9 protein-coding genes and 2 tRNA genes are annotated in these 12,482 nt (G+C 36.3%); 7 read left to right on the top strand and 4 right to left on the bottom strand.

Going from position 1 to position 12,482, the window contains the following annotated elements:
- Positions 1 to 17: 17 nt before the first annotated feature.
- On the bottom strand, positions 18 to 236 hold the full coding sequence (gene yidD / locus JKA74_RS06350; protein WP_201430654.1) for a membrane protein insertion efficiency factor YidD: 219 nt from the start codon (positions 234 to 236) through the stop codon (positions 18 to 20).
- 41 nt (positions 237 to 277) lie between these two features.
- Here yidD and JKA74_RS06345 point away from each other — a divergent pair, with 41 nt between their 5' ends.
- Positions 278 to 1,840 carry a BamA/TamA family outer membrane protein gene (locus JKA74_RS06345; RefSeq protein WP_317193574.1) on the top strand — a complete coding sequence of 521 codons (1,563 nt, stop codon included), beginning with the start codon at positions 278 to 280 and terminating at the stop codon, positions 1,838 to 1,840.
- Here the strand turns inward: JKA74_RS06345 and JKA74_RS06340 are convergent, their stop codons facing one another.
- Positions 1,841 to 2,491 (bottom strand): toxin-antitoxin system YwqK family antitoxin, encoded by a 651-nt coding sequence (locus JKA74_RS06340; RefSeq protein ID WP_201430326.1) that lies wholly within the window; start codon positions 2,489 to 2,491, stop codon positions 1,841 to 1,843.
- 91 nt (positions 2,492 to 2,582) lie between these two features.
- Between JKA74_RS06340 and JKA74_RS06335 the strand changes: the two genes are divergently transcribed.
- The 5 genes from JKA74_RS06335 to JKA74_RS06315 all read left to right on the top strand — a co-directional run bounded on the left by JKA74_RS06335 (position 2,583) and on the right by JKA74_RS06315 (position 10,486).
- A complete protein-coding gene (locus tag JKA74_RS06335) occupies positions 2,583 to 3,401 on the top strand; it encodes a PorV/PorQ family protein (RefSeq protein ID WP_201430325.1) in 819 nt (272 codons plus the stop codon).
- Positions 3,398 to 5,476, top strand: coding sequence for a ComEA family DNA-binding protein (locus JKA74_RS06330; RefSeq protein ID WP_201430324.1), 2,079 nt, complete (start codon positions 3,398 to 3,400; stop codon positions 5,474 to 5,476). The genes JKA74_RS06335 and JKA74_RS06330 overlap by 4 nt, the downstream gene beginning before the upstream one ends.
- On the top strand, positions 5,473 to 6,195 hold the full coding sequence (locus JKA74_RS06325; protein ID WP_201430323.1) for a hypothetical protein: 723 nt from the start codon (positions 5,473 to 5,475) through the stop codon (positions 6,193 to 6,195). The genes JKA74_RS06330 and JKA74_RS06325 overlap by 4 nt, the downstream gene beginning before the upstream one ends.
- A gap of 161 nt (positions 6,196 to 6,356) precedes the next feature.
- A complete protein-coding gene (gene smc, locus JKA74_RS06320) occupies positions 6,357 to 9,902 on the top strand; it encodes a chromosome segregation protein SMC (RefSeq protein WP_201430322.1) in 3,546 nt (1,181 codons plus the stop codon).
- A gap of 161 nt (positions 9,903 to 10,063) precedes the next feature.
- A complete protein-coding gene (locus JKA74_RS06315; RefSeq protein WP_201430321.1) occupies positions 10,064 to 10,486 on the top strand; it encodes a hypothetical protein in 423 nt (140 codons plus the stop codon).
- A gap of 473 nt (positions 10,487 to 10,959) precedes the next feature.
- On the opposite strand, the gene JKA74_RS06310 is transcribed toward JKA74_RS06315, so the two are convergent.
- Both JKA74_RS06310 and JKA74_RS06305 read right to left on the bottom strand, forming a co-directional pair.
- Positions 10,960 to 11,031: transfer RNA gene (locus JKA74_RS06310), tRNA-Glu, on the bottom strand.
- A gap of 92 nt (positions 11,032 to 11,123) precedes the next feature.
- Positions 11,124 to 11,195, bottom strand: a tRNA-Glu gene (locus JKA74_RS06305).
- A 172-nt stretch (positions 11,196 to 11,367) separates the two neighbouring features.
- Here JKA74_RS06305 and gap point away from each other — a divergent pair.
- A complete protein-coding gene (gene gap, locus JKA74_RS06300; RefSeq protein ID WP_201430320.1) occupies positions 11,368 to 12,360 on the top strand; it encodes a type I glyceraldehyde-3-phosphate dehydrogenase in 993 nt (330 codons plus the stop codon).
- Positions 12,361 to 12,482 lie beyond the last annotated feature (122 nt).

Below are 12,482 nucleotides of genomic sequence, written 5' to 3'. Positions count from 1 at the left end.
TAATTGATTAAAGTGGATCAAGGAACAGGATCGTGACCTGATCCGCCCCAGGGATGGCATTTGGAAATTCGTTTTGCCGCTAATTTTGACCCTTTGATGATTCCATGTTTTAGAATCGCTTGTTTGGCATATTCAGAGCAGGTGGGGGTATATCGGCATGAAGCCGGGAAAAATGGGGAAATTCCATACTGATAAAAAATGATTGGCAAGGAAGCGAATTTCCTTATGAGCTTTATGGTTTTGAGTTTTGTGAAGAAAGCCAATTGATTGATTTAAAATTTTTAATACAGAGATTATTAACAAATATAAATACTATAGGGCATCTAAAAGCACACTTTGTAAACAAAGTGAATTTATACTATATCCTCTCCTTTTTATTTTTCTGCTTCTATCCTCCTATAATGGGTTTTCCCAGATTTCAGTTCAGAAAAACAACAATCAGGTACAAATTAAAAATATTGAAATTGATAGTGCCGATACCAGGATAGTAAATGTTCGCAGCATACAAATAGTAGGGAATAAAAAAACCAAGAATAGAATTATCACAAGGGAAATTGATATTGAACCAGGCTTGGGCTATACTTTGCTTGAATTAAGAAAACTAGTGAAACTGGATGAAAACAAAATATTCAATACAGGTTTATTCAATTCAGTACAAGGAGAGATTGCCTTTATAGAATCCGGAGGGAATGATGTGGAAGTTAAATTTTTTATTGAAGAGCGATGGTACATATGGCCAAGTATTATATTCAACCTGGCTGACAGAAACTTTAGTGACTGGCTGTTTAACCAGGATGCTGCAACAGACAGGTTTGAATACGGTTTCCGATTTGATCAATTCAATGTGAGAGGCTTAAATGAAAAATTGAGGGTAATGGCCCAATTTGGCTTTAAAAGACGCTTTACCATGGGGTATAGAATTCCCTATATTAATAAGAAACAAAAACTCGGAATTGGCTTCAATTCTTCTTATAGTGAATTTGATCAAATTGATATAAAAAACATTAAAGACAAAAGAGAATTCATTGATGCTGATAGCCTTTTTGGGGACAATTCAGGCAGGAATCTGCTATCCACAAGATTTTACACCTCTCTTGATTTCACCTATAGGGAAAATTTTTATAATGCACATGCAGTGGCGCTGTCCTATAATCAAATATCTGTGGCTGACACAATTGCCATACTCAACCCTGATTACCTGGGCAATGGCAAATCTGTACAGCGATCGCTCAACCTACGCTATAACTTTAGACGTGATTTCAGAGACAGGAATAATTATCCCCTGAAAGGCTTCCTGATAGATGTAACTGTCGAAAAAAATGGTTTGGGAATATTCAATGACATCAATCAGGGAAGTTTAAATCTAAAAGTGAGCCGATATAAGCCTCTAAAGCATAACTTTAATATAGCCTCCTCAATCACTGCCTATACCAGCTTCCCACAAAACCAGCCCTATACCACACTTAACGGCTTGGGTTTTGCCAATGAACTGCTTAAAGGGTACGAGCTTTATGTGATACAAGGACAACATTATATTATGCATAAAAGTGAATTGAAAAAACGATTATTTTCTATCGAAGCTAACCTCGGTAAATTAATGCCGCTAAAGCAGTTTAGAAAAGTACCCATTGCCGGATATGTGAAAATATATTTTGATCAGGGATATGTAGAAAACAATCTTGATATCTCCACCGGATCCATTCTTTCCAATCGCTATCTCTATAGTTATGGTGTAGGAGTGGATCTTGTCACTTATTATGACGCAGTATTACGACTGGAATATTCTGTTAATGCATTGAATGAAGCTGGTTTTTTCATTAATGTAAAAGCTGGTATTTAATTACTCCTCTTCAAGCTCATCCGGGTTAATTCTTTTCTTTCTACCCCATCTGGAGAAATAAAACCACTCTCCTACTCTTTTATCATCCTTGAAATGACCCTGATAGGTCTTATTCCCCTTTAGATCAAAATATTGCCATAAACTATCTGCCTTCCCTTCTTTATAAAAACCTTTTTGCTCTATATTTCCTAAGGAATCATAAAAAAACCATGGGCCATGGGGTGTACCATTTTCATAGTTTCCAATCTGTCTTAAATGTTCATTTTCATACCAGAAATGCCATTCTCCCTCATATAAGCTATTCTTATATATTCCTTTTTTTTCTAAATCTCCATTTTCAAAAAAGTAATAGGCGCTATCCTGCAACTCGTCATCAACCCAAAATTCAATGGCTGATTTTTGTCCATTGGGATAAAAATACAAAGCTTGCTTATCAAGAAGTCCCTGCTTGTAGTTTTCCTCCGCACTCTTCTCTCCGGTGGGGTAGTAAAATATCCAAAGACTATCTTTCCTATTATCAATCTCTTTTCCTACAGCTTTTAACTCCCCAGTGGGATAAAAAAGAGAATCGGGACTCTGACTATATACGTGCTGCCCATAAAAAAGAAGAATAATTAAATATATGCTAGTGATTTTATAAATATTTTTCATATTTGTTTAATATTTCCGAGTCAATCTATTTATAACTAATAGATAATAGATGTACTAGTATCTTATGACTTCATTCTCAAATTTCCAAAGAATGAGAAAAATTATACTGTTTACTACTATTATGGGTTGTTTCATTTCAGCAGGATTTTCTCAATCCATTTATGCTCCCATTGGTGGACGTGCCATTGGTATGGGAGACGCTTCAGTTACAATTTCAGACCTTTGGGCCGGATTTCAAAATACTGCCGGGATTTCCCAGTCAGACAAATTTGAAGTGGGAGCCAATTATGAAAATCGTTATGGAATGGATGGATTTAACTTTATGGCTTTGGGAATTTCCAGCCCTATTCCATCAGGCAATGCTTTTATTGGTGTTTTTCGTTTTGGCGATGAATTTTATAACGAACATAAAGTTTCTTTAGGTTACGCGACAGAAATTGGCATTATTCAATTAGGAGGAAGGGCAAACTATTTGCAATATCAGATCATGGGTTTTGGCACAAAAGGCACCTACTCTATTGACTTTGGTGGAATTGCTAATTTAACTCCTCAACTAGTGATAGGTGCTCAAGCACTCAATATTACTCAAAGTGTATTAAGCAACGAAGATAGTCAAGCTGTACCTACCTTATTGAAGTTTGGAGCTTCCTATAGGCCAAAAGCTTATTTTATGCTAAATACAGAAATTGAAAAAGACATACAAAAGAAATCTTTGATGAAAATTGGAGCCGAGTATAACTTCCTTGAAAAATTTTATTTGCGCAGTGGGGTGCAAAGCGGCTCATTTCAAACTTTTTACGGGCTTGGGTTCAAATATTTATCATTACAATGGGATTATGCATTGAGCAATCATCCTGAATTAGGATTTTCTCATGCTATCTCCATGCAATATGCTCTACGCAAAAAATGAAGTCATTTAATTTTATACTGGCATTTTCTTTGTTTTTAGTCTCCTTCCCCATGTTGGCTCAAAATGACTTCAATGATTTTGATCTGGAAGAATTCATTGAAAGTAATTTCTCAGTGCAGGATGATGACACAAATTATGAAGATGTATATGAGGCTCTATTTCAGCTTTATCAGTCCCCGGTAAATCTCAACCAGGCCAATCGTCAGGATTTACAATCCCTGCTTGTCCTAAGCAATATTCAGATCAACGCATTCCTGAACTACAGAAATACCAATGGCAAATTTCTAAGTATTTACGAATTACAGGCCATCCCTGAATTTGATTTGAATACCATCTATAACTTACTGCCTTTTGTAGACATACGAGAAGGAGGATTACAATCCGATAATCGTCCCTTATTGAAAAGGATTTTGAGTGAAGAGAATAATTATTTAATCATCAGAGCAGACCGTACATTGGAAGAGAAAAGAGGCTACACTTCCTCAGATGAAAGGGAACATCAATATTTGGGCGACCCTAACCGCCTATATGCCCGTTTTAGAGTAAAACACACTAATGACTTTAGTTTAGGGTTTACAGCGGAAAAAGATGCAGGTGAACAGTTTGCCTGGGATACCAAAAAAGAACAATATGGAATGGATTTCTTTTCTTTCCATTTCCAATTACAGAATCAAGGCAAATTAAAAAATATCGTATTAGGTGATTACCAGATGCAATTTGGTCAATCTTTGATTTTTGGTGCCGGATTTGCCGTAGGTAAAGGGAGTGAAACTGTAGCCACTGCCAGGAGAAGTAACTTGGGTATTTTACCCTATACTTCCGTTCTGGAAACTAATTATTTTCGTGGACTTGCTGCTACTTATGAGCTCAGTAAACAAATTGACCTTACTACATTCTATAGTTATAATTCAGTAAATGGAAATGTGGATCTTGATTCTGCCCAAAGTGCAGAGGAATTTTTTACCTCTATACGATTGACAGGATTTCACAGAACCGAAGCAGAGTTAGCTGGTAAAAATGCCATTCAATCTCAAAATTTTGGTGGCAATCTTCTTTTTCATAATACATCCGAAGATCTTAATATTGGATTGAATTACATCCAGACAGTTTATGACAGGGATTTTATACGAAATCCAAAAAAATATAATCAATTTGAATTTTCAGGTAAAGTAAATCGTATCCTCGGGCTTTTCGCCAACTATTATTGGCGTAATTTCCATTTTTTTGGAGAGTCTGCCATTAGTCAATCCCAAGGAGTTGGAGCAATTGGTGGCTTTATAGCTTCCATTTCCCCTTCCTTACAAACCAGCTTCATTTTGCGGAATTACGACCGTGATTTTCACTCTTTTTACGGAACTTCCTTTGGTGAAAGTACCCGAAACATAAATGAACAAGGTGTCTATTGGGGAATTAAATTTCAACCGTCAAAGAAATTCATTATCTCTTCCTATTATGATCGCTTTACATTTCCATGGCTCAGGTTCAGGGCAGATGGTCCCTCAAAAGGCAATGAGTACTTGGGAAGAATCACCTATAATTTTAATCGTAATATTTCCCTATATGGACAAGCGAGAGTAGAAAGTAAGGAGAGAAACTTAAACAGGCCGGAAAATCCCAACATCTATGGATTGGCCACTGCACAAAAAAGAAACTATATTGTAAATCTGGATATTAGGCCCAAAAGTCTTATCTCAATCAAATCAAGAATACAATTCAGTGAGTTTTTATTCGATAATGAATATACTACAGGAATGGCACTCATTCAGGACATTAATTTCGACTTTGGAAAATTGCGATTAAGCACTCGTTATGCTATTTTTGATACAGAAGATTTTGAGAACAGGCAATATGTATATGAAAAAGATGTATTGTATGCTTTTTCTATTCCTGCCTATCAAAATACAGGTACGCGTACATATGCATTGCTTCAATATAAGTTATCTAAGAAACTTCAAATTTGGGCAAGATGGGCCCAGTTTAAATATCTTGATGCAGAAACTATAGGTACTGGAAATGAACAGATTGAAGGAAACACGCGTTCGGAAGTCAAGTTACAAATGATGTATAAGATTTGAAAAAACTATTAAATTATATATTGATTAGCTGTGCACTGCTTACTAGCTGTAAATATGAAGTACCTCCTGAAATGGTGATAGGGAACTGGTATATTGAAGCTATCAGTGAAAATGGACACGATTTTACCTCCAAATATGTAAATCAATACAATCGGCACCTTGCTTTCCATGAAAACGGAACCTTTACCTACGGCACTCCTGATACAAAAGAAAAAACCTGGTTGATATATTCAGAGAAAAATGAATTAATTCTGCTTAATGGTAGCCCTGTAGAAAATGTAACAAAATGGAAAATAAAAGCTTCAGATGAACATATAGAATTAGAAGACAAACATGGCCATTATAGAATAATACTTAAAAGAATTGAAAAAATCCCGGAATTAAACCTTTTGGATAAGAATGATTTAATAGGGAAATGGAAAGTCGAAAAAGTAACTATCAATGGCTATGACAATACTTCTGAATATGCTTTCACAGATCGATGGATTTTGCTATCAAAAGAAGGGAAGTTTTATAACGGGGGAAAAGGACAGAACCAAAATACAGGTTATTGGAAAATGGATGAATCTTTATCACAAATTAATTTTTTCAACAAAAAAACTTCTGAAGAATCATTTATTGCCTTTCATATAGAAGATGAATTACTTTGGTATGAGAAACAAGAGTCAGGTTCAAGTAAACCAAAAGTGAGGATTTATTTTAAAAAAGAAGACCAGTAAAAAATCATCTGACAAACATAAGAGCTTTAACTCTATTTTCAATCCTGTACATCAAATCCAATTATTCCCTTTCCTATTTTAGCTTTTTCATTATAGACTTGTGCAAATAAATGATAAATTTGTTATTCGCTCTACTGAGCTATCTATCGTTTCTATAAATTATGCAGCTTACCAAACTGGAGATTAAAGGATTTAAGAGTTTTGGGGACCGGATGGTCATCAATTTTGACAAAGGAATTACCGGAGTGGTAGGCCCTAACGGATGTGGTAAATCCAATGTAGTAGATTCTATTCGCTGGGTACTGGGAGAGCAAAAATCTCGTATGCTCCGCTCCGATAAAATGGAAAACATCATTTTCAACGGAACTAAAAAAAGAAAACAAAGCAATTTAGCAGAAGTATCCCTTACCTTCAGTAATACAAAAAATCTTTTACCCACAGAATATTCCAACGTTACCATTACCCGTAGATACTACCGATCAGGGGAAAGTGAATATTTACTCAATGGCGTAAGCTGTAGATTAAAAGACATTACCAATTTGTTCATGGATACAGGCATAAGTTCCAATAGCTATGCCATCATAGAACTTAAGATGGTAGATGACATCCTTACTGATAAGGACAATTCCCGTAGAGGGCTTTTTGAAGAAGCTGCAGGGATTAGTAAATTCAAAATCAGGAAGAAAGAAACGCTTAAAAAACTGGCTGATACAGACACTGATCTGGAACGTGTGGAAGATTTACTTTTTGAGATAGAGAAGAATCTTAAATCACTGGAAAAACAAGCCAAACAAGCAGAAAGGTATTACCAGTATAAAGCAGAATATAAAGATAAAAGTGTACTACTGGCGAAAAAAACAGTAGCAGAGAAACGCGATGTATTCTTATCATTAACAAAGCAGGTACAAGCAGAAAACGATAAAAAAATAAGCCTTAACAGGCAATCTGCAGAGCAGGAAGCCATACTTGAAAAAGCTAAAACTGAACTATTGCAGCAGGAAAAATTATTGGCCACTCGGCAAAAAGCCCTGAATGAGCACGTCAATAAAATCAGGCAATATGAAAGTGAGAAGAAAATCAAAAATGAAAGATTACGTTTTCTTCAAGACAAAAGCGATAGCCTGAAACAACAAATAGAACAGGACAAACAAAGCAATGAGCGCGCTTCCTTTAGTATTAAAAGCCTGAATCAGGAAAAGGAGTCAGCCCAAAAGATATTTTTAGAAACAGAGCAGCGTGTTCAAGTTTTACAGGAAGAATATGAAGCGCAAAAAGCAAAAACAGCCGCCATCAGGGAAGAAGTAAATACGCTTAACACACAGCAAAAAGAGTTTCAGAATCAAGTATATCAACTAAATAAATCGCTGGAAATCAAAGAAATTCAGCTTTCTTCCATCAAGCAGGAATTGGAGAAAAGCACCAGTGATAGTTCTGAACAAAGCGCCAGTGTAGCTGAGTTTGACCACAAAACAAGTACACTTTCTACTTTACTGGCCGAAAAAAATGAATACCTCCAGAACCTGAAATCTAAGGAAGACCATCTGAACCAACAGATGGAGGAATCAAAACATACTATTGAACTCATAAAAGAAGAACTCACGCAATCTTCAAGAAAGCTGGATGCCCGGGAGAATGAATATAACCTCACGAAATCACTGGTAGATAATTTGGAGGGATTTCCGGAAGCCATTAAGTTCCTAAAGAAAAGCTCTAAGTGGGGAAAGAATGCTCCTTTATTATCTGATATCCTAACCTGCTCTGAAGACTACCGTATTACTATTGAAAATTTCCTGGAGCCCTACATGAATTATTATATTGTAGAAACTGAGGCTCAGGCATATGAGGCAGTTAATTTGTTAAGTGATGCCAGTAAAGGAAAAGCACATTTCTTTATTTTAGACAGCTTCGAAAAATTCCTTCCATCAGATACTAAATTATACGACAATGCAGTGGCGGCCACTGAAATTGTAGAGTACGATGCAAAATATAAAAGATTGGTGGCCTACATATTGGACAATGTATATGTAGTTAAAGGGGATTATAATAAAATTCCTGATGACAAGGACAGCACATTCATTACAGAAAGTGGCAAAGTAACCAAAAGAAAGTTCAGCATGTCCGGTGGTTCAGTGGGTTTGTTTGAGGGTAAAAGAATAGGACGTGCCAAAAACCTGGAAAAGTTACAGGAAGAAATTAAGCAACTCAATAAAAAAATTACAGGCATAAAAGAAAGCCTGGAAACCAGACAAAAGGACTTAGAAAACCTAAAACAGCACAGTTACAGGGAAAATATAGAATTACTACAGGCTGAAATTAGTGAAGTCAATTCAGAATATATATCCGTAAAAACCAAACAAGAGCAGTTTGCACAAATGCTTAGTTCCGCGGCCAATAAAAGAGAGGGCTTAGAAGAACAAAGAGAAAAGCTATTTGAAGAAATTGAAACCATCCGACCTGAGGCACAGCAAAAAACTGAGCGACTGAAAGAAATTGAGCAAAGACTTAACCTTATTAGTGAGGATTTAAGCATTCAGGACGATTTATTGAGCCAGAAATCATCTGCCTTTAATCAGGAAAATATAGAGTTTCACCAACAACAGAATAGGGTCAATAGCCTTGAACAGGAAATTGGCTATAAGCAAAATGCATTCGAGAGCAGCTCGGAAAGGCTCGAAAAGAACCAGGTACAACTCAAACAAAATGATGAGGACATCAAGCATCTGATCGATACAGCTGAAAGCAGTGATGATGAGCTTTTAGGTATGTATGAAGAGAAAGAATCGATTGAACTGGGTGTAAATGAGGTAGAGAAAGCATATTATGCAGCCCGTGGTGGGATTGATGAAATAGAGAAGGAAACACGCCAGATACAGCGTAATAAAGAGCAGGTAGACACTCTTTTGATGGAGATGCAGAACAACCTCAATGAAACCAAACTGCAACTTAACAGCGTGAAAGAAAGGCTTTCTGTAGAGTTTGATATTGATTTGGACAAAATCATGGCTCAGGAAGAGGAAGAAACTGAGGACAACACAAATGCTGATGATTTAAGAGAAGAAGTTTCGCGTCTGAAAGAAAAGATGGAGCGAATGGGACCTGTTAATCCTATGGCCATGGAAGCGTATGAGGAAATAAAAGAAAGAAATGACTTCATCATCACCCAAAGAGAAGATTTACGAAATGCCAAGGAATCACTCTTATCTACCATCAGTGAAATTGACGAAGTAGCAAGAGTCAATTTCATTGAAGCTTACGAAAAAATCAAAGAAAATTTCATGAAAGTGTTCCGCGCTCTCTTCACTGAAGAAGACGAATGCGACTTACAACTTTCAGATCCGGATAATCCACTTGAGTCCAAGATTGAGATCATGGCGAAACCCAAAGGGAAAAGACCACTAACCATTAATCAGCTTTCCGGTGGTGAAAAAACTTTAACAGCCATTTCCCTCCTATTTGCTATTTACCTTTTAAAACCTGCTCCATTTTGTATTTTTGACGAAGTGGATGCACCTTTGGATGATGCCAACATTGATAAGTTCAACAATATCATCCGGGAATTTTCAAATGAATCTCAATTTATAGTGGTAACCCATAACAAACGTACCATGTCCAGCACTGACGTAATTTACGGAGTAACCATGATAGAACAGGGCGTTTCCAGGGTAGTTCCTGTAGATTTAAGGGATTTAGCTGATGCCGTTGAGTGATCATTAGCTTCCTTAGAATAATGAACCTTGCCTCCCAATACCATCAACAATACTCAAAGCTTAATACAAGTAGAAATTGATCACTCAAATTCTATTGTTGGTCGATTATAAATTGTTAAATTATAAAGTAATTGATAATTTAAAGAGAGAGATTTGACAATATGGATAATTCTGAAACCAATGATATCGAAATACTAATAGATGCATCATATGCTGAAGTGGCATATTTCCCATCCAGGCAAATGGTAAGGATAAAATGGAAAGGCTCTGTGACCAACGAGCAGTATAGAAGTGCATTTGAGGCTGCTCTAAAACATGCACAATCTGGCTATCCTGTTAAGAGATTTTATACCGACACACGAGAGCAAGGGGTAATTGGACCAGAAAATAGAAAATGGTTTGAGCAGGTTATGTTGCCTAAAGCAATAGAATCAGGTTTAAAAAGGGCCGGAACCATAAGTGATGCAAGTATCTTTAAAAGATATTATTTAAACATGCTTCTCAAATCTGTTAATAAATTCAATTTACCCTTCAAACTTTGTGGAAGTGAAGAAGAAGTAGTTGATTTTTTAATGAGTGAGTAATTAGGCTACCAATAGGTAGGTTGAATATATTAACACCTCAATAAATAATTAATTTTGAACGAGTCTATAAATATTGGCCTAGAAGAATTAAAGCGTAATAATTTGCAAAAAGTACTGAAATGTGGGACTTTTTTTTTGCAAAATGGTTATCTAAAATGAATGCACACAAAGAGCATCTTAGTCTGGAAGCTTGGATGAACAAATCATTATCGATGGGGAAATGATTTGTTCCTTGGCTTAACTTAAAGAGGAGCTTCAGGGACGTTCTGAGACGGCCATCAAACGCTCTTTTTGACAGGCTTCAAAGAAGGAACTATACTCTATTCACCTCACCTATCTGTAGAGTTCCGCAGGGCTTTACGGATTTTCGATAATTGAGAATCCTTGACTCAGGCTTATAAATCTTATTTTTAAATACTAAAGTAATTGATTTAGTGGAAATAAAAAAAGGCTGCCATTTCTGACAGCCTTTGTAGCCCGTAGGGGAATCGAACCCCTGTTTCCAGGATGAAAACCTGATATCCTAACCCCTAGATGAACGGGCCATGATATTTTATTAATCCTTACAGACATTAATCTACGACTAAAAATCTGCTCAGATGATTGAGCCGTCTGCTCAATTAACCCATTAAAAAAGTAGCCCGTAGGGGAATCGAACCCCTGTTTCCAGGATGAAAACCTGATATCCTAACCCCTAGATGAACGGGCCATTTTTAAATGGAGATGCAAATATAGATGGCTAAATTTTAATTGCAAAGTATCGGCCTAAAAAAGATAATATTTATTTTTCACCGGAAAGGAATAGCCTTCTAATTTGATAATACTACTAAGTAGTTTTATATTTACTGCTTAATTACAATTCAACAAAACTATATATCAACATGTCAAAAGTAAAAGTTGCTATCAATGGGTTTGGTCGCATAGGCAGGCTAAGCTTTAAAGAATTACTAAAGAAAGATAATGTGGAAGTTGTTGCCATCAACGATCTTACAGATACCAAAACTCTGGCGCATTTATTAAAATATGATTCTGTACACGGAAGGTTTCCGGGCGAAGTTTCCCACACAGATAAAGCCATTATTGTAAATGGTAAAAGTATTTCAGTAACAGCTGAGAAAGACCCTGCCAACTTACCATGGAAAGCTTCAGGTGTTGACATTGTTTTAGAATCAACCGGTTTCTTCGTAGATAAAGAAAGCGCAAGCAAACATTTATCCGCTGGTGCCAAAAAAGTGGTAATCTCTGCGCCAGCTAAAGGAGATATTCCTTTCGTTGTTCTTGGTGTGAATGACGAAAGCATTAATGACAATGATAAGATTTATTCTAATGCTTCTTGTACTACAAATTGTTTAGCTCCAATGGCTAAAGTATTAAATGATGCTTTTGGTATTGAAAAAGGTTATATTTCTACTGTTCACGCCTATACTGCTGACCAAAAATTACAGGATGCACCTCATTCAGATTTAAGAAGAGCAAGAGCTGCTGCTTATTCAATTGTACCTACCTCTACAGGTGCCGCAATTGCGGTAGGAAAAGTATTGCCTGCCGTACAAGGAAAATTGGATGGGATCGCTTTAAGGGTACCTATTCCTGATGGCTCTTTAACTGATTTGACAGTAATTCTTTCTAAAGAAACTACTGTTGAAGAAGTAAATGCTGCTATGAAAAAAGCTGCTGATGGTCCAATGAAAGGAATTTTGGAATACACCGAAGATCCTATTGTTTCAATTGACATTGTAGGCAACACCCATTCTTGCATTTTTGATTCTGCCTTAACTTCAGTAAATGGAAATTTAGTGAAAGTTGTAGGTTGGTATGATAATGAAGCCGGCTATTCTGCAAGAACTGCTGACTTAATTGCAAGACTAGCTTAAGAAAACCCATATATATAATAAAGGCAAGCTATTTATATGGCTTGCCTTTATTGTTTTTACAGCAATCTACCCGGATAAGCTCTTTGATTTTCATTGCTTTTTCCAAACTAATGTTCTCTAAA

The organism is Marivirga aurantiaca (genome assembly GCF_016679925.1).
GTDB classification, from domain to species: Bacteria; Bacteroidota; Bacteroidia; order Cytophagales; family Cyclobacteriaceae; genus Marivirga; species Marivirga aurantiaca.
The sequence above is the reverse complement of the archived record's forward strand: the minus strand, read 5'-3'. Positions and strand labels throughout refer to the sequence as shown.

What these genes read in the sequence shown, in the direction of transcription:
- JKA74_RS06340 (WP_201430326.1), bottom strand. Translation starts at nt 2,491, where the DNA reads ATGAAAAATATTTATAAAATCACTAGCATATATTTAATTATTCTTCTT.
- JKA74_RS06335 (WP_201430325.1), top strand. Translation starts at nt 2,583, where the DNA reads ATGAGAAAAATTATACTGTTTACTACTATTATGGGTTGTTTCATTTCA.
- JKA74_RS06330 (WP_201430324.1), top strand. Translation starts at nt 3,398, where the DNA reads ATGAAGTCATTTAATTTTATACTGGCATTTTCTTTGTTTTTAGTCTCC.
- smc (WP_201430322.1), top strand. Translation starts at nt 6,357, where the DNA reads ATGCAGCTTACCAAACTGGAGATTAAAGGATTTAAGAGTTTTGGGGAC.
- JKA74_RS06315 (WP_201430321.1), top strand. Translation starts at nt 10,064, where the DNA reads ATGGATAATTCTGAAACCAATGATATCGAAATACTAATAGATGCATCA.
- gap (WP_201430320.1), top strand. Translation starts at nt 11,368, where the DNA reads ATGTCAAAAGTAAAAGTTGCTATCAATGGGTTTGGTCGCATAGGCAGG.